The following is a 19160-nucleotide window of genomic DNA, read 5'->3' on the forward strand; positions in this document are numbered from 1 at the left end:
CTTAAAGCGAAGGGAGCATACGCCTGTAGCAAAGCATCGCGGGCCACGGATGGCCCGCGCTGAGCCGCCATGGATGGCGCTTTTGCGTCTTTGCGAAAGGCGTATGCTCCCTGAAGCCCGTGCTCAACCAACAGACCCAACAGCATCAAAAATAACAAAACCAATCATCAGCACAAAAAAAAAGGGGTGACCTGCGCCACCCCGTTTCAATCAGACGATACCCTGACTCCGCAGGTAATCTTCGTAATTACCGGTGAAGTCCACCACGCGATCTGCTTTCAGCTCTATCACGCGGGTTGCCAGCGAGCTGACAAATTCACGGTCGTGTGAAACAAACACCAGCGTGCCTTCATACATCTCCAGCGCCATATTGAGCGATTCAATCGACTCCATATCGAGGTGGTTGGTCGGCTCATCCATAATCAGAATGTTCGGTTTTTCCATCATCAGCTTACCGAACAGCATACGACCCTTCTCTCCACCGGAAAGCACTTTGGCCGGCTTCTTAATATCATCCTGCGAAAACAGCAGGCGACCCAGAATACCGCGAATGGTCTGCTCATCATCGCCAGGCTGTTTCCACTGACTCATCCAGTCAAATACCGTCAGGTCATTGGCAAAATCATCGGCGTGATCCTGAGCATAATAACCAATACGCGCATTCTCTGACCATTTAACGCTGCCGTTATCTGGCGTCAGCTGACCCACCAGCGATTTTAACAGTGTTGATTTACCGATACCGTTGGCACCGATCACCGCCAGCTTCTCACCCACTTCCAGCAGCAGATTTAAATTCTTAAACAGCGGACCGTTATCAAATCCTTTGGTCAAACCTTCCACTTCCAGCGCATTACGGAACAACTTCTTGTCCTGCTCAAAGCGGATAAACGGGTTCTGACGGCTGGAGGCTTTCACTTCATCCAGTTTAATTTTATCCATCTGCTTAGCGCGTGATGTCGCCTGACGCGATTTAGAGGCGTTGGCGCTAAAACGACTGACGAACGATTGTAAGTCAGCAATCTGCGCTTTTTTCTTGGCGTTATCGGATAACAGACGTTCACGCGCCTGGGTCGCCGCGGTCATATATTCGTCATAATTACCGGAATAAACCCGCAGCTCGCCATAATCCAAATCAGCCATGTGCGTACAGACCATATTAAGGAAGTGACGGTCATGCGAAATGATAATCATGGTGCTGTCACGCTCGTTCAGCACCTGCTCCAGCCAGCGAATAGTATCGATGTCCAGGTTGTTCGTCGGTTCATCGAGTAACAGAATATCAGGATTAGAAAACAGCGCCTGCGCCAGCAGCACACGTAATTTAAAGCCCGGCGCAATTTCGCTCATCGGGCCATAATGCTGCTCAACCGGAATGCCGACGCCGAGTAATAACTCACCGGCACGAGACTCCGCGCTATAGCCGTCCATCTCACCGTAAAGTGCCTCAAGATCGCCGACTTTATACCCCTCTTCTTCGCTCATTTCTGGCAAAGAATAAATACGGTCGCGCTCCTGCTTCACTTCCCATAACTCATGGTGACCCATGATAACGGTGTCCAGTACGCTAAATTGTTCAAAGGCGAACTGATCCTGACGCAACTTACCGATGCGCTCGTTGGGATCGTAAGAAACATTGCCGCCTGAAGGCACCAGATCGCCACCCAAAATCTTCATGAAGGTGGATTTTCCGCTGCCGTTCGCACCGATTAAACCGTAACGATTACCGCCGCCAAATTTAACGGAGATATTTTCGAACAGTGGCTTGCTGCCAAACTGCATGGTGATATTGCTGCTAACTAACACGGCATTGACCTTTGTGAAGAGAATGGATGAAAAAACGGCGGCTATTATGCCAGATGTGACGCAGCGCACGCCAGCGTCAGCCGTGGATTCCTTGCGGGGTGATTGATATCCCGGCAGAAATAAAAAAGCCGGAAGGCCATGATGGCCCCCCGGCTCCCACTTACAAGGATTGTGTCGATCAATCGATCAGGAAACTGTCCAGGCTTTTACCGGAATCCAGCGCTTTTTTAATCGCTGCCGGGGTACGGCCCTGGCCAGTCCAGGATTTCTGCTCACCATTTTCGTCGGTGTAAGAATATTTAGCCGGACGCGGCGCACGCTTGGTACGTTTTTTTCCGCTTTCCAGTGCACCTAATAATTCATTAGGATCGATGCCGTCAGCCAGCAGCATTTCGCGATATTTAGAAAGCTTTTCTTCTTTTTCGCGATTCTGCGTCTCTTCCGCTTCTGCTTCTTCACGGCGCTCAGTAACAACAACCGTTAATTTTTCCAGGATCTCTTCAAGATCGGTCAGTGGCAGTTCACGAGCCTGGGCACGTAATGTGCGAATATTGTTCAGTACCTTAAATGCGTCACTCATCACAATGTCCTTGATTAAGGGGGGTTAATAAAACTGTAGCGCCAAGACTACCTAATTCAAATAAAAAAATAAATTATTTTTACGCTACAGATAATTCCTAAGTATTAATTCGGCCGAAACAGAGCTATTAAAATCGGGCGTGCCTGACCTTTTATTAACGCTGAATTAACAACAAATGGCACTTTTACTCAGGACTTGAAAACGATTTCAGGCAGATTATCCCGGCAGAAGGCAGTTAACGCTATCAACTAAATGCGGGCCATGCAGCCTCATTATTTACGCTTACGGGCCGGAGATAACAGATTAAAAATGTGCCTGCCCGTGACCCCAGTCACACCAGCTTACAGATTATGCTTAAAAAGCCACCCCCGGCACCGTTAAATAGCGCAAAAGAATTAACGCTCTGGTGGCTTTTTTAATTATGCACTTTGCCACCTGTTAACCATTTTTGCCGCTGCGATTTATAGCAGAGTCGGATTATTCGCAGATCGCTTAGCTGCGCAATAACAGTTCCGCCCGGCTCAGGCTGATTGAATAGCCTCACGCGCCCCCACTCGTTCAGTCGTAAGTTGCCTTAAAAAAACGTCAAAGAAATAAACTGAGAAAGGTGACAGAGCTCAAAAACCTGAATGCGGAAAGTGCCAGCAACATGAAAATAATCGCTCGCCGGAGGCGCTGATAATAACCCTGCGATTATCACTGTTTTATTTTCTGCTGGCTGCACCCGTTCCAGTGATGCTGAGAAGCTCTCTTTATCAACGGGTTAGATCATGATGAACAACATGGAGAGACAGGCAGCATCGGTTTAACGCTGCCGGAGGAGAGATAAAGCGGTAACTGCGCAGAGGCAGCTACCGCCGGATGACTAATTCGCCTGCGTGGCCGGGCCAAATACCGGATATTGCGGCATATCCACGTTCTGGTAAGTCTCCCAGCCGCCGCCCAGTGCTTTATAGAGCGCCACTAAATCGAGTGCACTCTGCATCCGCGCCTGTGTCGCCTGCTCCTCTGCCTGAGCCAGCTGACGCTGCGCATCCAGCACCTCCAGGAAGGTCGAGAGCCCCTGGCGATAACTGTCGCTGGCGAGATCAAACGCGCGCTGAAGCGCACCGGTTGTCTCATCCAGCGCGGTGACCCGCTGCTGATCGGCGCGATAGCTGACCAGCGCATTCTCCACATCCTGCAACGCCGTCAGCACCGTCTGGCGATAATCCAGCGCGGCACTGGCCTGCTGCGCCCGCGCTAACTTCACGCTCGACACCAGCTGTCCGCCCTGGAAAATCGGAATCGATAACGACGGGCCATAACTGTAGAAATGGCTGCTCCAGTTATCCAGATAGCTGACATCGGTGTTGCGCACGCCCAGCTGGCCGGTTAGGGACAGGCTCGGGAAAAGCTGCGCGACAGAAACCCCAATCTCAGCGGTTTGTGCATGCAGCGTCGCTTCAGCCTGACGAATATCAGGACGACGACGTGCCAGCGTAGAAGGAATGCCTACCGGGACAAACTGTGGCAGCGGGGGTAACGCTTTAGGCGTACTGAGTTCAGCATCCAGCGCCCCCGGTGTCTTGCCGAGCAGCACCGCTAACCCATTCATCGCCTGCCGTGCCTGCGACTGATACTGCGGCAGCTGCGCCTGCAGCGTGCTGAGCTGGGCACGCGCATTTTCCACATCGGTCAGCGGGGCCAGGCCATTACGCTGCTGGCTTTGGGTCAGCTCGGTCGTCTGCTGCGCCACCTCAATCTGCTGTTGCAGCGTCTGAATCGTGCTCTGCGCGCCGCGCAGTTGCAGCCAGGCACGCGCCACTTCGGCCTCCAGTGAGACCAGCGCATCGTTGCGCTGTTCTATCGCTGCCTGCTGCTGGGCATTGGCTGCCTCAACCTGACGGCGCACTTTGCCCCACAGGTCCAGCTCCCAGCTGGCATCGAAGCTGCCCTGATAGAGGGTAACCGGCTGGGTCAATCCATTGAGCTGGCTGGCCACGTTGCTGTCGAGCTGATCGGTTGCGCCATTGGATTTCAGCAAGCCTTCCAGCCCGAGCTGCTGACGCGTCACTTTGGCTGAACCGCCCAGGGTGGGGAACAGGCTGCCCTGCGCCTGCGTCAGCTGTTCACGTGCCCCGGCAATGCGCAGCACCGTCTGCTGCAGGCTCAGGTTGCCCGCAATCGCCCGCTCAATCAGGCTGTCGAGCTGCGGATCATTGAAGCTGCGCCACCAGCGCGAATTAATCGCGGCATTTTGTGGCTTTGACGCCTCCTGCGAATCCAGGGTGTTGTAGCCACCCGGCACGGCAGGTTTCGGCGCCTGATAGTCAGGTCCGACGGCGCAGCCCGCCAGCCCGAGGGCCAGCAGTAAACTCAGGGGTTTCAGGCGATGAGAGTAAAAAACCTTCATGTTAGTGTGCTCCTGCACTGCCTTCGCTCTTAATCGGCGACAGCAGCCAACAAAATGGAATCAAAATCAGGGCGACAATACTCAGGCCTGAGAAGACATCGATGTAAGCGAGGATACGCGACTGCGCAATCATCTCCTGATAGAGCTGACCGGTTGCCAGCGTGACGGGATCGCCCACCGCCGAGGTAAAGTCGCGTATCGCCTGCGCCCAGTGCTGAAGCGTAATGTTGAACGGCTCATTCAGCGGCGTCATGTTATGCACCATGTGCGCTGACCGCACCTGTTCGCGCTCGGTAATGGCAGCGGTCGAGAGTGAAATCCCAATCGATCCGGCCACGTTACGGAACATGGTAAACAGCGCCGAGGCGTCAGCATTAAGCCGCTGCGGAATGGTGACAAAGGCGATAGTCGTCAGCGGGACAAACAGGAAACCCAGCCCGATTGACTGTGCGCTGCGCATCAACACCAAAGTGGTGAAATCGACGTTGGGCGTTAAGGTGGCGGAGTAGAGAAACGCCACGGCCAGACAGCTAAAGCCAAAGGCAATGATGTAGCGCGTCTGAACGATTGGCATCAGTTTCAGCACCAGCGGTATGGTCAGCACAATCAGCACCGCGCCAGGCGACAACACCAGACCTGACCAGGTGGCGGTGTACCCCAGATCCTGCTGCGCCAGCTGTGGCAGCACTACGGAGCTGCCATACAGAATCATCGCCATCCCCGCCATCAACAGCCCGGCGACCCAGAAGTTGCGGTCTTTCATCACCAGAATATCGACCACTGGCTTACGGGCATACATCAGCCAGTAGATGGCGCCGACGATGCCAATCAAGGCCAGAATGGCGAACAGCACGATAAAGTGCGAGGCAAACCAGTCCTCATCCTCTCCGCGATCCAGCATCACTTGCAGACAACCCAGTCCTAAGGTAATCAGGCTGATGCCGATATAGTCGATCTTCAGCTTACCTTTGGCCCATTTACGCTCCCACGGTGGATCTTCCAGCAGCTGATAGATCGCCAGTACGGTAAGCACGCCGACCGGAATGTTGATAAAGAACACCCAGCGCCAGCTGTAGTTGTCGGTAATCCAGCCACCTAATGTCGGGCCAATCACCGGCGCGACAATAATGGCAATGGAGGAGAGCCCAAACGCCTTGCCGCGATCTTCCGCCTTGAAGTAGTCCAGCAGCACAGACTGCTGAACCGGCTGCAATCCGCCACCAAAAAAGCCCTGCAGCACGCGGAACAGAATGATTTGCCAAAGTTCGGTAGCGATGCCGCACAGGAAGGAGCAGATGGTAAACATCACGATGCAGATCAGGAAAAACTGTTTACGGCCAAACAGTCGGCTGAAGAACGCAGAGATAGGCAGCACAATGCCGTTCGCCACCAGATAAGAGGTCAGCACCCAGGTTGACTCATCGTAACTGGAGGAGAGCGAACCGGCGATATGCGGCAGCGCCACGTTAACAATGGTGGTGTCGAGGATCTCCATAAACACCGCCAGCGTGACCGTGATCGCCACTAACCACGGATTACTGGCGGGTTTCCAGCTCTGCGCCGTACTCATTCCACCGTTACCTTCGGTTCAACAGAGAGACCCAGCGGCAGAGGATGGTTCGGATCAAGGCCCTTGTCGATGACGATTTTCACCGGCACGCGCTGAACGATTTTCACATAGTTACCGGTGGCGTTTTCTGACGGGAAAGTCGAGAAGCGTGAACCAGAGCCCATCTGAATACTATCGACATGCCCTTCCAGCTTCATATCCGGCCAGGCATCGACGCTGATTTCAACTTTGTCGCCAGGATTCATGTGTTGCAGCTGAGACTCTTTGAAGTTAGCGGTGACCCAGATCTCAGGCGAGACCAGCGAAAACAGCGACGATCCCGCCTGCACCAGTGTGCCCAGCTGAACGTTACGCTTGGTGACAAACCCGTCATAGGGCGCGCGAACCTGGGTATAGGAGAGATTAAGATCGGCCGTGCTTAACTGCGCCTTAGCCTGCTCAACCTGTTGCTGACGCGCTTCAACATTGGTCTCCTGCTGGCGAATCTGCAGAGCAACCTGTGACGCCACTTCAACCTGTGCTTTCGCGCTTTGTAACTGCGCCTGCGCCGAACGTAACTGCGCGGACGCGCTGTCGATATTACGCTGACTGGTCGCACGCGGATCGACGCCGCGCTGGCGACGATAATCCGCCTGCGCATTAAGCAGATTCGCTTCGGCTTTCGCCTGATCCGCCAGCGCCTGATCGCGCTGTGCCGGATACTGTACCTTTGACAGCGCCAGTTGAGCCTGCGCCTGATGCAGCTGTGCGACAGCTAAACCGAGCTGCGCATTAGCCTGTTCACGCTGGGCACGATTGTCGCTGGGATCGATCTCCACCAGCAGATCGCCCTTCTTCACCCGCTGGTTATCTTTCACCAGCAGCTTCACGACATAGCCGGAGGCTTTAGGCGCAATGGTAACGGCATCGCCTTCGGTAAAGGCGTCGTCGGTGGTTTCAATATTGCGGGTAGTGAACCAGAACCAGAAGCCGACAATCAGCATAATCACCACCACTACCGCCAGAATAATCAGCGGCTTTTTACCGGGGCGTTTACGCTCAGGCTGCTTGTCGTTGTCCTGATTTTCCTCTGACTGACGGTTTTTATCCGTCGCATTTTCTGCGTCCTGCTGGTGTGGATCGCGTTGCTTATTCTCGCTCATAGTTCCCATCACTGGCTAAGGCCCTAATTCCCGGGCATAAAGGTCCTGTTAACCTTATATCGGAAACTGACAAAATCCAGCGCAACTTTACGAAACTTGAGAAATGGCGCACATCCTGCCACCTGTGGCGGGTAGCAGGATGCGTCGGGCCTAATTGAGCAGCCGCAACAGCAGCCAGCCGCTGGCCATCGACCAGGCAAGCAGAGGGAGAGAAAAGAGATGGAAATGCCACCAGACGGCCCGATCTTTCGCCATACGCAGGGCAATAAGGTTAGCGAGCGAACCCGGCAGCAGACCGAATCCGCCAATATTGACCGCCCAGGCCAGCACATCGCCAGGCGGGACTTTTTGCAGCAGCAGAATCGTCGCCGGAACGTTGCTGATCACCTGTGACAGACCAATCGCCAGCAGGTAGAGCTGCCCCTGACTGAAATGAGAAACCGCATCAAAGTGAGCCTGCATCACCGGCAGACGCGTCATCAGGAAGACGTCAATAAACATGGCGATAAACACCGCCAGCAGGCTCCAGTCGATGCGCAGCAGCACCGGACGCGCCATCACCAGGAACGTGGCAAGAATCAGCAGCAGGACCCAACCGGTGATTTCCAGCTCCAGGCCGGCGATAAACAGCAGGTATAGCACCACGCTGACAATAAACAGCGGCTTCTGCCACTGCGGCTGTTCAGGGTTGTCATGCTTATCAATCGACCGCTTTGAAAAGCTGAACCAGGTTAATACCATCAGGCTAACCAGCAGCCAGGCGGCCAGCGGCAGCATCTGCACAATAAACGCGACAACGCTTAGTTTGCCGTGGCTCCACAGCAGAATGTTTTGCGGGTTGCCGACCGGCGTCAGCAGGGATCCGGCGTTGACCGCCAGCGCTTCGAAGATGATCAGTCGCGAGATGGGTAAGTGAGAGAACTTTCGCAGCGTCAGCGTCAGCGGCACCAGAATAAACAGCGCCACATCATTGGTCAGAAACGTAGAGAGCAACGCGGCAGCCAGCACCATAAACAGCGCCAGCGCACGTTCGTGCCGGAAACGCGCAATCAGTCGTCCCCCCAGCACGTCAAAGTAGCCACTGGTTTCCAGCCCTTTGGTCAGGATCAACAACCCGGTGAGCGTAATAATGGTATGCCAGTCTACGGCACCGGGCAGATCGGCCCAGCGAAAATCCGCCAGAAATGCCAGAACTACACCAATCACGATTAATAAATGCAAAACAGAGTCATGCAAAAAAGATCGAAGCAGTTGAGGCATGATGAAGGTACGCCTTAGCGTTAGCGGGTTTCGGAGAATTTCTTAAATACGGCCAGCGTTTCATCACTGACGTGATGCTCAATACCTTCTGAATCACGTCGGGCAGTTTCGGGACTGATGCCTAACGCCAGCAGAAAACTTTCAACAATGTGATGACGGGCGCGACTCTCCTCTGCCAGTTTCTCTCCTTCACCAGTCAGAAAGACACCGCGGTAAGGCACTTGTTCAACCAGCCCGGCACTGCCAAGCCGCTTCAGCATTTTCGCTACGGTAGGTTGTGAAACGCCCAGGCGGGCCGCCATATCAACCTGACGCGCTTCGCCAAATTCACCAATCAAATCAGAGATTAACTCAACGTAGTCATCAATTAATTCCCGACGATGCGCTTCACGCACCTGCCGAAAACCTTCGACATGCTCTTCAATATCTTTCAGTGGTCCTTTTGGCGCAGAAACCACGCTTTTAGCACGACGACTCATTCAGCTTCCTCATTATTTTTTCCCGTACTGTCACTGCTGTACGGATTTAGCTGCGCTCATTGTAAACCAGCCGCAAAGAAGCTCAAATTTTTCGTCATTAGCCTTGGCTAAAGGATATAGCCAGTGCTATATTTGACGATAATGTAAGCAGCAAAAGAGCGATCCCAGTTGATCCTCTGTTGCTCCGGTGATGATGATGCCTCTCACCGCAGGCTACTGACTACCGCGTCGACAATGATTGGGAGGTGATTCTATGAGCACCCTGAAATGTTGCTTAGATTGCAGTAAATGCTTCCAGGCTGAGAAGAAAACAACCACGGAGATGAAATCCTGGCTGTGCCTGCTGACGCGTTCACCGTTCACACTGCGTCTGATGTTGCTGGAAAAACTGCTGGGCCATAAGTCTGACGATCGTCGCTGTGAGAATCTCATCTGGCGCGGCTAATCCTGATTCTATGCCTTTCAGCCGCTGGCTGAGAGGCGCACTCTCCCTTTCTGCTCTCTTTTTTTCCTGTTTCCCCATCGAATCAATATGACCTGCGGCTTCAACCAGCATGGCTGCTGATCGGCTACAGCGATCCGGAAAAGTCGGGAAACGTGCAGATACGAGAGAATGGTGAGTAAATCAGCACAATAAAAAACGGCCCACAAGGGGCCGCTTTTTTACAGGTCAGCTAAGCTAAACTTAGAAGCTGTAACCTACGCCAGCAATCCAGGTGCCAACGTCAACGTTACGGATACGGCTCTGCTCGTAACCAACGTCAACTGCGAAGTCCTGAACTGGGTTAAACTGCAGACCTGCGCCGTAAGAGAAACCTACGTCGCTTGAATCAGTTTTATCGCGTGATGAAGTATCGTTCTGCTGGAATTTACCGTAGCCGATACCCACAACACCGTAGATGCTTGCCCAGTCGTTCAGACGGAAAGCAGGACCACCGGTCACACCGTAGTACTGGCCTTTGTTATAAATGCCAGAATCGGTGTTATCTTTTTCTGTGTAGGTGAATGAACCGATCCAACCCAGTGGGTTAGAACCGTCTTCGTAGCGGTATTTCAGGTTGAAGCCGTTAGCTTTGTTAGCTACGCCCTGATAGTCGCTCTGAGCATAGCCACCAGTTACGGTGCTCTGTGCCATTGCTGAACCTGCAGATACTGCCAGTACACAGGCTAATGCTGAAAGACATGCAATTTTTTTCATAACCACCTCAAATGTGAAAATACTTCTCTCCTGACAACGCTGAAAATATAACAAAAAATAGCGAGAAACTCTGCCCGGATTTTGTTGTCTAACAGAATGTTTGGTGTAACAGGAAGTTAATGCGACAACCTATGTCATTCATTTTTCTTATAAAATCCGTCATCTTTCTGCAATAATCATTTCGTGCTCATTTCGTTCTTTAAGTTAAATCCTAAAAAAACCTGACATTTCTTTACCTAATTGGCCCTGATTCTGGCCAAAAATCGCTCACTTGAGAGAAATTTAAAACCCCATTCCGTGATTTTTTGCCTGCTATTTCCTTTACACTGGCTGACTCATTACGTTGATGACCAGGAAAAGTACACAGGATGTCTGCCTCTCCCGCTTCTAAAAACCTTGCCCCGATAGTGATGCCGATTGCCGTACTGCTGATTGCGATGCTGTCGCTTCAGGGCGGTGCTTCGCTGGCGAAAAGCCTGTTTCCTGCCGTCGGTGCCACTGGCATCACCGCGCTGCGTCTGGGATTTGGCACCCTGATACTCTGTATTATCTTCAAACCCTGGCGTTTACGCTTTAGCCGGGAGCAACGTCTGCCACTCCTGATGTATGGACTGGCGCTGGGCACAATGAATTTCACGTTCTATCTGGCGATTCGTACCGTGCCGCTGGGTGTGGCGGTGGGACTGGAATTTACCGGCCCACTGGCGCTGGCGCTATTCGGATCGCGACGGCCACTGGATTTTGTCTGGGTGCTGCTGGCCGTGATTGGTCTATGGTTCCTGCTGCCTTTTGGCACAGGCATGACTGCGATTGATCCGCTGGGCGCTGCGCTGGCAGTGAGTGCAGGCGCCTGCTGGGCGATCTATATCCTGGCGGGACAGCGGGCAGGCGCAGAACATGGCCCGGCGACAGTGGCTATCGGGTCGCTGATTGCCTCAGTGATTTTTGTACCGCTGGGGCTGACGTTCGCAGAAAGTGGCATCTGGACATGGGCCGTTATGCCGATCGCGTTGCTGGTTGCCCTGCTCTCCAGCGCCATCCCCTATTCGCTGGAGATGATCGCCCTCACCCGCTTACCGGCGCGCATCTTCGGCACGCTGATGAGTCTGGAACCCGCCATGGCTGCCTTTTCAGGCATGCTGTTTCTGGGGGAAACCCTGACCGGGCTTCAGTGGCTGGCGCTGCTGGCGATCATCATCGCCTCGGCAGGTTCAACGCTGACCATGCGGCCGAAAAAGAGTCAGTTAAACAGCGTTGAATTATCAGACGATATCCAAAAATAAACGCTATCCGCCCCGCCTGCTGGCGGGGCTAAATAATAATCATGCTCATCATGAGAATTATTCCTAATCTTCGCTCCTTCCTGAGTTGCCTATTTTGAAACAGACACTTACCAGTTATTTACATAATAGAATAACAACATGATTTAAATAGCTATTTATTTTATTTTATATTTTAACATGGCATTAACCTTCTTAGCCCAGCTCTGCTCTGACTAAAGACGCACGCTATTTCATCCATCGACAAAGTCGTTTCTGCAAAGCTGAAAAGCGCTGCTATACTTATCCGGTACTTGATTAGGACAACCATCAAAGAGAGGACTGAAACGATGAGTACCGCTAAATTGGTTAAAACTAAATCTTCTGACCTGATTTATACCCGCAATGATGTGGCCGAAGACGATAAAAAAGCCACCATCGCGGTGTTAAACCGTCTGGTAGTCGAGTTTATTGACCTGTCATTGATCACTAAGCAGGCGCACTGGAACATGCGCGGTGCTAATTTTATCGGTGTGCATGAGATGCTGGACGGCTTCCGCACCGCGATTACCGATCATCAGGATACTATTGCCGAGCGTGTGGTTCAGCTGGGTGGCGTGGCGCTGGGCACCACGCAGGTCGTTAACGATACGACTCCGCTGAAGAGCTATCCGCTGAATATTCACAGCGTTCAGGATCATCTGAAAGCGCTGGCAGATCGTTACAGCGTTGTCGCGAATGACACCCGTAAAGCGATCACTGAAGTAAAAGACGAAGATACCGCTGATATCTTTACTGCGGCATCACGTGACCTTGATAAATTCCTGTGGTTTATCGAAGCGAACATCGAATAAGACTCAATGCAATCTGTCAGGCGGGGAAACCCGCCTTTTTTACGTCTGTGTTACCGCATTTTTATGACCCTGTTAACAGTTCTTCCCTCCTCCGCTTCACAGCCTTAACATCTGAGGCACACTACCGCTTGCACCAAAACAGCCACCTGCACCAAAACTGAGCACCAAAATAGTGCAATGGCAGAATTAACTGCAAAATCGTGTCAGCTATGTTATTTAACTCTCTGATTTCGCGGATTTTGCAAAGTTGGCATAATTCTTTCATATGACAAGCCGCAAACGCAGGCCCTGCCGCCTGGTAGTAAAAAAAGGAAAAATGATGAAGTCACTGTTAAAAGTTTCTGTGGCCGCGCTGGCGCTGGCCTTCTCCCTCTCTTCCACTGCAGCAGACAAAAAGCTGGTCGTCGCCACGGATACCGCCTTTGTTCCGTTTGAATTTAAACAGGGTGATAAATATGTCGGCTTCGATGTGGATCTGTGGGATGCCATTGCGAAAGAGCTGAAGCTCGATTACACCCTGAAGCCAATGGACTTCAGCGGCATTATCCCTGCACTGCAAACGCGCAATGTCGATCTGGCACTGGCGGGTATCACCATTACCGAAGAACGTAAAAAAGCGATTGAGTTCTCTGACGGCTATTACAAAAGCGGTCTGCAGGTGATGGTGCGTAACAATGAAAACGACATCAAAGGCATCAGCGATCTGAACGGTAAAGTGGTCGCAGTGAAAAGCGGCACCGGCTCCGTGGAATACGCGAAAGCCAACATCAAATCCAAAGATCTGCGTCAGTTCCCGAATATCGACAGCGCCTATATGGAGCTGGGCACTAACCGTGCGGACGCCGTGCTGCATGACACGCCAAACATCCTTTACTTCATCCATACCGCCGGTAAAGGCCGCTTTAAAGCGGTAGGCGATTCAATTGAAGCGCAGCAGTATGGTATCGCCTTCCCGAAAGGCAGCGACGATTTACGTGAAAAAGTAAACGGCGCACTCAAAACCCTGAAAGAGAACGGCACCTACAACACGCTCTATAAAAAATGGTTCGGCACCGAACCTAAATAATAATTTGCCCGTTATCTGATTTCAGCAGGGAAACTTTTTCCCTGCTTTTTTCCATCGCAACATATCTGGAGTGACACCATGGAGTTTGACTGGAGCGTCATCTGGCCCGCCATGCCAGCGCTGCTTGAAGGCGCTAAACTGACCTTAATTATCTCAATTATTGGACTGGTTGGCGGCCTCTTCATCGGCCTGGTAGCGGGCTTTGCCCGCGCTTACGGTGGCTGGATCACCAATAACATCGCACTGGTGTTTATCGAAATCATTCGCGGCACCCCTATCGTGGTGCAGGTGATGTTTATCTATTTTGCTTTGCCGATGGCGTTCCCCGACCTGCGCATTGATCCCTTCAGCGCGGCGGTGGTGACCATCATGATTAACTCCGGCGCTTACATTGCCGAGATTACCCGTGGTGCCGTGCTGTCGATCAACAAGGGCTTCCGCGAAGCCGGACTGGCGCTTGGCCTGTCGAGCCGCGAGACGCTGCGCTACGTGATTATGCCGCTGGCGCTGCGCCGCATGCTGCCGCCGCTGGGCAACCAGTGGATTGTCAGCATCAAAGATACTTCGCTGTTTATCGTTATTGGTGTGGCTGAACTGACCCGTCAGGGTCAGGAGATTATTGCCGGTAACTTCCGCGCGCTGGAAATCTGGAGCGCCGTCGCGATTATCTATCTGGTTATTACGCTGGTGTTGAGCTTTGTGCTGCGCCGCATTGAGAAAAGGGTGAAAATCCTGTGATTGAATTTAAAGATGTCTCCAAGCATTTTGGCCAGACCCAGGTGCTGCACAATATCGACCTGAAGATTAACCAGGGCGAAGTGGTGGTGATTATCGGCCCATCCGGTTCCGGTAAATCAACCCTGTTGCGCTGCATTAACAAGCTGGAAGAGATCACCAGTGGCGAACTGATTGTCGATGGTCTGCGCGTCAATGACCCGAAAGTTGATGACCGCCTGATTCGTCAGGAAGCGGGCATGGTGTTTCAGCAGTTTCATCTGTTCCCACAGATGAGTGCGCTGGATAACGTCGCCTTTGGTCCTATCCGTGTGCGCGGTGCCAGCAAAGAGGCGGCACGCCAGCTGGCGCGTGAGCTGCTGGGCAAAGTGGGCCTCGCCGAACGCGCGCATCACTTCCCGTCTGAGCTTTCCGGCGGCCAGCAGCAGCGCGTGGCGATTGCCCGTGCACTGGCAGTTAAGCCGAAAATGATGCTGTTTGATGAGCCAACCTCAGCGCTCGACCCGGAACTGCGTCACGAAGTGCTGAAGGTGATGCAGGATCTGGCGGAAGAAGGCATGACGATGGTGATTGTGACGCACGAAGTAGGCTTCGCACAGAAGGTGGCCTCACGGCTGATCTTTATCGATAAAGGCCGGATTGCGGAAGATGGCGATCCCGACAGCCTGATCAGCAACCCACCGAGCGAGCGTCTGCGCGAATTCCTGCAGCACGTCTCCTGATCAAAATGGGCCGCTAAGCGGCCCGTTCTATTTTACTCTTCGCCCACAGATACACCTGTTACCATGTAAAGCGACACCTCAGTTCCCCAGGCGACTCAGCAGTTTAGTGCGCTGAGCGGCAGGCATAAAACTCCACGCCAGGAAGCGACTCTGCTTCTGACCCTGCGCCATATTAACCACGCGCATCTCCGCCACGTCGAGCGCCTGCAGCTGTTTTTCCAGCGCCGGTAAGTTCTCTTTGCGCGACACCAGCGAGGTAAACCAGCCGATCTGACGACTAAACGCCACGCTCTCGGCGATCATCTTGCCGATAAAGCCCTTTTCGCCACCGGGATACCACAGCTCATTGTGCTGGCCGCCAAAGTTGAGCGGCGCACTCTTATCCAGTCCGAGATTGCGGACCTTACGCTGCGATCCCGATACCGCTTCTTCCGCCGAGGCGTGGAATGGCGGGTTACACATCACTGCACTGAAAAATTCAGTTTTACTGACCACACCAGCCAGCACTGCATCGCTGTTTTTCTGACGACGCAGACGGATCTGGCGCGTCAGGCGCGGATTGGCCGCAACAATACGGTTAGCAGCTTTGATGGCGGCTTCATCGACCTCGGTGCCGGTAAAGCGCCAGCCATATTCTGCCGCGCCAATCAGCGGATAGATGCAGTTTGCACCGCAGCCGACATCCAGAACGTCCGCCGTTGGGATCACGCCGTTGTTATCCAGCGCCAGCAGATCGGCAAGGTAGTGCAGATAATCGGCGCGTCCCGGCACGGGCGGGCAGAGTGAGCCGGGAGCCAGCTGCCAGTCGATGTCGTAAAATAGTTTGATCAGCGCCTGGTTCAGCAGCATCACCGCCTCCGGGTCCGCGAAATCCACGGACTGCACGCCATACCCATTGGGCCGGACTTTGGCTTTCAGCGGCGGATGGGCAGCGGTTAACGCGGCAAAATCGTATTCGCCCTGATGGCGATTGCGGGCGTGGAAGGGCGACGTGCTGGCTGACTTTTTCATACGTTCTCTCAATTATTCAGGCGCGCGTACAATACGCTGTAGGCGGCGGAAAATAAACCCGCACCATCCGCTTACCTCTTTCCGATTCCGTCGGGCGATGCTGTCGGGCTAAGATAAATAAAATTCCCTGCTGGAGAAGTTATGACCCGGAAACGCTATTCCTATCAACCCCGTGCTGGTCACGGTCTGCCGCACGATCCGCTGAACGCCATTATCGGGCCGCGCCCGATCGGCTGGATTAGCTCAGTGAGCAGCAGCGGCCAGCACAATCTGGCACCTTACAGCTTCTTTAACTGCTTCAACTATCATCCGCCGATTATCGGTTTCGCCAGCAGCGGCTGGAAAGATAGCGTGAGAAATATTGCTGAGACCAAAGAGTTTGTCTGGAACCTGGCGACCCGTCCGCTGGCGGAAGCGATGAACGAAAGTTCCGCCTCGCTGCCTGCCGATCAGGATGAGTTCGCCTTTGCCGGTTTAACGCCGCTGGCGGCTTCACAGGTCAGCGCCAGTCTGGTGGCAGAGAGCCCGGTCAACTTCGAGTGCCGCCTGACGCAACTGATTCAGCTGCAGGATGCCAGCGGCAATCTGATCGACAGCTGGCTGGTGCTGGGGGAAGCGGTGGCGATTCACATCGATGAATCGCTGCTGGAAGAGGGCATTTATCAGACCGCTAAAGCCGAGCCGATTCTGCGCGCGGGCGGCCCCAGCGCCTATTACGGCATCAGCGAAGCGCAACGTTTTGATTTAGTCCGTCCGGACGCGCGCCGCAGATAATCCTTACCCCACAAGCGCATTGGCCCGGTGCGCTTTAATCTGAGCCACCGCGCGGGCGATGTCGGGTGCCAGCCAGCGATCCTGCTGCCAGCGATCAACAACCTGCCGCAAATGCTGCCAGGCGCGCCGCGTGCCTGCTGCCAGCTGTGACTCACCGTGAAACTCCAGCGCCTGCGCCGCCAGCAGATACTCAATCGCGATAATGTGATCAACATTGCTGACCAGTTTCAGCAGCTTCAGCGCCGAGCCGGTGCCGAGGCTCAGATGATCCTCCTGTAATCCTGAAGTGACATAGTTATCAAGCACCGCAGGCTGCGCCAGCTGACGGTTCTCCGCGCAGAGTGATGCCGCCACGTACTGCGCAATCATCATGCCGGAATTGACGCCCGGCTCGGCGACCAGAAATGGCGGCAGGCCGCTGACCAGCGGATTCACCAGCCGATCAAGCCGTCGCTCGGCGATGCTGCCCAGCTCCGCCATCGCAATCGCCAGCAGGTCGCAGGCCATTGCCACCGACTCGCCATGCGGATTGGACTGTGACACCACGCGCCAGGCCTGCGGCGTCCCCAGCACCAGCGGATTGTCGGTACAGGCGTTGAGTTCGGTCTCCACCTGACGGACAGCATGACTAAACTGATCGCGGCAGGCGCCGTGCACCTGCGGCATCGAGCGCAGACTGAGTGCATCCTGAGTCCGGATGCCAACGCTGGCTTTCAGCAGCGGGCTGTCACTCAGCAACTGGCGCAGTCGTTCGCCGCTGCGCTGAATCCCCGGGCTGGCCTTCAGCGCCAGCACCTCAGGGTCAAACGCCACCAGCTGACCGCGCAGCGCTTCAAAGCTCATCGCACCGGTGACGTCTGCCCAGTCCAGCAACCGTTCGGCATCGTCCAGCGCCAGACAGGCTAAGCCGGTCATGCAGGGCGTGCCGTTGACCAGGCTCAGCCCCTCTTTGGCGCCAGGCCGGTAAGGGGCTAATCCCGCCTGTGCCAGCGCCTGCTGCGCCGGCACGATTTCGCCCTGCCACTCCACCTCGCCGATGCCAATCAGCGCCAGGCCGATATGCGCCATGTGGGTCAGATATCCCACCGATCCCTGCGACGGTACCTGTGGCGTAATCTGCAGGTTTAGCAGCGCCAGGAGATGCTGCACCAGCGCCACTGAAACACCTGATTTGCCGTGGCTGTAGTTCGCAATCGCAGCGCACAGAATGGCGCGGACCTCGGATTTTGCCAGCACCGGCCCGACGCCACAGGCATGGCTCAGCAGTGTATTGCGCGATAGCTGGCTCAGCTCATCTTCAGACAGGGTGATGTTGCACAACGCCCCCAGCCCGGTATTGATGCCGTAAGCCACCTGCCCCGCCGCCACGATATTACCGACGATTTCACGGCTCTGCGCAATGCGCTGCCAGGCACTGTCGCTCAGCGTCAGGTTGGCGCCGTGCCGGGCGACCTGCACCAGCGCCTGCCATTTCAGCGGGCCATCGCCCCAGACCAGCGTCTGAAGTATTACGTCGCTCATACCACCGGCTCCACCTGATGATGACTGGAGATAAACTGCTTAAAGCGCGCCGATCCCGCCTCGCCGAACATCGCCTCTGGCGTGCCCTGACAATCAATAGTGCCCTGATGCATAAACACCACCCGGTTAGAGACGTTGCGGGCAAAACCCATCTCATGGGTCACCACCAGCATGGTGCGGCCCTCTTCCGCCAGGCTGCGCATGACCTTCAGCACCTCGCCTACCAGTTCCGGATCGAGTGCCGAAGTTGGCTCATCAAACAGCATCACCTCCGGGTCCATTGCCAGCGCACGGGCGATCGCCACCCGCTGCTGCTGACCGCCTGAAAGCTGGGCGGGATAGAAATCTTTGCGATTCAGCAGACCGACCCGATCAAGCAGCTGTTCCGCCTGGGCAATACAGGCTTTTTTATCGCGCTTGAGGACGTAGTGCGGCCCTTCAATGACATTTTGCAGCACCGTCAGGTGCGACCAGAGGTTAAAGCTCTGAAACACCATGCCGAGCCGGGAGCGCAGCCGCTCAATCTGACGCGGATTAGCCGCCAGCTGGTGTCCCCGGGCATGGCGCTTCATCTCAATGGTTTCACCGCCCACGCTGACCACGCCCGCGTCAGGCGTCTCAAGCAGATTAATGCAGCGCAGCAGCGTACTTTTGCCCGAGCCGCTGGCACCGAGTATTGAGATAACATCGCCCTGGTGCGCCTGCAGCGAGATGCCTTTCAGCACCTCCATGGCGCCAAAGGATTTATGGATATCGCTGGCCGACAGCGTGACGGGTGGCAGTTCAGACAT

Annotated in this window: 18 protein-coding genes; 7 read left to right on the forward strand and 11 right to left on the reverse strand. The window is 54.4% G+C overall.

Annotation, left to right across the window (positions count from 1 at the left end):
- Positions 1-210: 210 nt before the first annotated feature.
- The 7 genes from ACX8ZY_RS13700 to mntR form a co-directional block, all read right to left on the reverse strand.
- The gene (locus ACX8ZY_RS13700) at positions 211-1803 is read right to left on the reverse strand and encodes an ABC-F family ATPase (RefSeq protein WP_010254366.1); all 1593 of its coding nucleotides are present in this window, start codon (positions 1801-1803) and stop codon (positions 211-213) included.
- A gap of 178 nt (positions 1804-1981) precedes the next feature.
- On the reverse strand, positions 1982-2383 hold the full coding sequence (locus ACX8ZY_RS13705) for an H-NS family histone-like protein (RefSeq protein WP_003850507.1): 402 nt from the start codon (positions 2381-2383) through the stop codon (positions 1982-1984).
- A gap of 865 nt (positions 2384-3248) precedes the next feature.
- On the reverse strand, positions 3249-4778 hold the full coding sequence (locus tag ACX8ZY_RS13710) for an efflux transporter outer membrane subunit (RefSeq protein WP_010669731.1): 1530 nt from the start codon (positions 4776-4778) through the stop codon (positions 3249-3251).
- A gap of 1 nt (position 4779) precedes the next feature.
- Complete coding sequence (locus ACX8ZY_RS13715; RefSeq protein ID WP_010254360.1) at positions 4780-6348, reverse strand: DHA2 family efflux MFS transporter permease subunit; 1569 nt, start codon at positions 6346-6348, stop codon at positions 4780-4782.
- A complete protein-coding gene (locus ACX8ZY_RS13720; RefSeq protein WP_421665041.1) occupies positions 6345-7490 on the reverse strand; it encodes an HlyD family secretion protein in 1146 nt (381 codons plus the stop codon). The genes ACX8ZY_RS13715 and ACX8ZY_RS13720 overlap by 4 nt, the downstream gene beginning before the upstream one ends.
- Before the next feature lie 150 nt (positions 7491-7640).
- Positions 7641-8750 carry an SLC13 family permease gene (locus tag ACX8ZY_RS13725; protein WP_421665042.1) on the reverse strand — a complete coding sequence of 370 codons (1110 nt, stop codon included), beginning with the start codon at positions 8748-8750 and terminating at the stop codon, positions 7641-7643.
- A gap of 20 nt (positions 8751-8770) precedes the next feature.
- Positions 8771-9229, reverse strand: coding sequence for a manganese-binding transcriptional regulator MntR (gene mntR / locus ACX8ZY_RS13730; protein ID WP_010254350.1), 459 nt, complete (start codon positions 9227-9229; stop codon positions 8771-8773).
- Between the two features lie 253 nt (positions 9230-9482).
- Between mntR and ACX8ZY_RS13735 the strand changes: the two genes are divergently transcribed.
- Positions 9483-9674 (forward strand): hypothetical protein, encoded by a 192-nt coding sequence (locus tag ACX8ZY_RS13735; protein ID WP_122458979.1) that lies wholly within the window; start codon positions 9483-9485, stop codon positions 9672-9674.
- 240 nt (positions 9675-9914) lie between these two features.
- Here ACX8ZY_RS13735 and ompX read toward each other — a convergent pair whose 3' ends face one another.
- On the reverse strand, positions 9915-10427 hold the full coding sequence (gene ompX / locus ACX8ZY_RS13740) for an outer membrane protein OmpX (RefSeq protein ID WP_010254344.1): 513 nt from the start codon (positions 10425-10427) through the stop codon (positions 9915-9917).
- Between the two features lie 368 nt (positions 10428-10795).
- On the opposite strand from ompX, the gene rhtA reads away from it, so the two are divergent.
- The 5 genes from rhtA (at position 10796) to glnQ (ending at position 15063) form a co-directional block, all read left to right on the forward strand.
- On the forward strand, positions 10796-11710 hold the full coding sequence (gene rhtA / locus ACX8ZY_RS13745) for a threonine/homoserine exporter RhtA (RefSeq protein WP_010254339.1): 915 nt from the start codon (positions 10796-10798) through the stop codon (positions 11708-11710).
- Between the two features lie 326 nt (positions 11711-12036).
- Positions 12037-12540 (forward strand): DNA starvation/stationary phase protection protein Dps, encoded by a 504-nt coding sequence (dps, locus tag ACX8ZY_RS13750; protein WP_010254336.1) that lies wholly within the window; start codon positions 12037-12039, stop codon positions 12538-12540.
- A 319-nt stretch (positions 12541-12859) separates the two neighbouring features.
- Positions 12860-13606: a glutamine ABC transporter substrate-binding protein GlnH gene (gene glnH, locus ACX8ZY_RS13755; protein WP_010254333.1), complete on the forward strand. Its 747-nt coding sequence runs from the start codon at positions 12860-12862 to the stop codon at positions 13604-13606.
- Between the two features lie 78 nt (positions 13607-13684).
- On the forward strand, positions 13685-14344 hold the full coding sequence (glnP, locus tag ACX8ZY_RS13760) for a glutamine ABC transporter permease GlnP (RefSeq protein WP_022625976.1): 660 nt from the start codon (positions 13685-13687) through the stop codon (positions 14342-14344).
- On the forward strand, positions 14341-15063 hold the full coding sequence (gene glnQ, locus ACX8ZY_RS13765; RefSeq protein ID WP_010254327.1) for a glutamine ABC transporter ATP-binding protein GlnQ: 723 nt from the start codon (positions 14341-14343) through the stop codon (positions 15061-15063). The genes glnP and glnQ overlap by 4 nt, the downstream gene beginning before the upstream one ends.
- A gap of 78 nt (positions 15064-15141) precedes the next feature.
- Here the strand turns inward: glnQ and rlmF are convergent, their stop codons facing one another.
- The gene (rlmF, locus tag ACX8ZY_RS13770; protein WP_010254323.1) at positions 15142-16074 is read right to left on the reverse strand and encodes a 23S rRNA (adenine(1618)-N(6))-methyltransferase RlmF; all 933 of its coding nucleotides are present in this window, start codon (positions 16072-16074) and stop codon (positions 15142-15144) included.
- A 141-nt stretch (positions 16075-16215) separates the two neighbouring features.
- Between rlmF and ACX8ZY_RS13775 the strand changes: the two genes are divergently transcribed.
- A complete protein-coding gene (locus tag ACX8ZY_RS13775) occupies positions 16216-16848 on the forward strand; it encodes a flavin reductase family protein (RefSeq protein WP_022625978.1) in 633 nt (210 codons plus the stop codon).
- 3 nt (positions 16849-16851) lie between these two features.
- Here the strand turns inward: ACX8ZY_RS13775 and ACX8ZY_RS13780 are convergent, their stop codons facing one another.
- A complete protein-coding gene (locus tag ACX8ZY_RS13780) occupies positions 16852-18369 on the reverse strand; it encodes an HAL/PAL/TAL family ammonia-lyase (protein WP_158131891.1) in 1518 nt (505 codons plus the stop codon).
- Positions 18366-19160, reverse strand: coding sequence for an ABC transporter ATP-binding protein (locus tag ACX8ZY_RS13785; RefSeq protein ID WP_022625980.1), 795 nt, complete (start codon positions 19158-19160; stop codon positions 18366-18368). Before ACX8ZY_RS13785 ends, ACX8ZY_RS13780 begins: the two co-directional genes overlap by 4 nt.

The sequence above is a fragment of the Pantoea sp. XAF26B01_ASV70 genome (assembly GCF_054512635.1).

Bases quoted from the DNA above. Each gene is read 5' to 3' on its own strand.
- ACX8ZY_RS13705 (WP_003850507.1), bottom strand. From the start codon at position 2,383: ATGAGTGACGCATTTAAGGTACTGAACAATATTCGCACATTACGTGCC.
- ACX8ZY_RS13710 (WP_010669731.1), bottom strand. From the start codon at position 4,778: ATGAAGGTTTTTTACTCTCATCGCCTGAAACCCCTGAGTTTACTGCTG.
- ACX8ZY_RS13715 (WP_010254360.1), bottom strand. From the start codon at position 6,348: ATGAGTACGGCGCAGAGCTGGAAACCCGCCAGTAATCCGTGGTTAGTG.
- ACX8ZY_RS13720 (WP_421665041.1), bottom strand. From the start codon at position 7,490: ATGAGCGAGAATAAGCAACGCGATCCACACCAGCAGGACGCAGAAAAT.
- ACX8ZY_RS13725 (WP_421665042.1), bottom strand. From the start codon at position 8,750: ATGCCTCAACTGCTTCGATCTTTTTTGCATGACTCTGTTTTGCATTTA.
- mntR (WP_010254350.1), bottom strand. From the start codon at position 9,229: ATGAGTCGTCGTGCTAAAAGCGTGGTTTCTGCGCCAAAAGGACCACTG.
- ACX8ZY_RS13735 (WP_122458979.1), top strand. From the start codon at position 9,483: ATGAGCACCCTGAAATGTTGCTTAGATTGCAGTAAATGCTTCCAGGCT.
- ompX (WP_010254344.1), bottom strand. From the start codon at position 10,427: ATGAAAAAAATTGCATGTCTTTCAGCATTAGCCTGTGTACTGGCAGTA.
- rhtA (WP_010254339.1), top strand. From the start codon at position 10,796: ATGTCTGCCTCTCCCGCTTCTAAAAACCTTGCCCCGATAGTGATGCCG.
- dps (WP_010254336.1), top strand. From the start codon at position 12,037: ATGAGTACCGCTAAATTGGTTAAAACTAAATCTTCTGACCTGATTTAT.
- glnH (WP_010254333.1), top strand. From the start codon at position 12,860: ATGAAGTCACTGTTAAAAGTTTCTGTGGCCGCGCTGGCGCTGGCCTTC.
- glnP (WP_022625976.1), top strand. From the start codon at position 13,685: ATGGAGTTTGACTGGAGCGTCATCTGGCCCGCCATGCCAGCGCTGCTT.
- rlmF (WP_010254323.1), bottom strand. From the start codon at position 16,074: ATGAAAAAGTCAGCCAGCACGTCGCCCTTCCACGCCCGCAATCGCCAT.
- ACX8ZY_RS13775 (WP_022625978.1), top strand. From the start codon at position 16,216: ATGACCCGGAAACGCTATTCCTATCAACCCCGTGCTGGTCACGGTCTG.
- ACX8ZY_RS13780 (WP_158131891.1), bottom strand. From the start codon at position 18,369: ATGAGCGACGTAATACTTCAGACGCTGGTCTGGGGCGATGGCCCGCTG.
- ACX8ZY_RS13785 (WP_022625980.1), bottom strand. From the start codon at position 19,160: ATGTCTGAACTGCCACCCGTCACGCTGTCGGCCAGCGATATCCATAAA.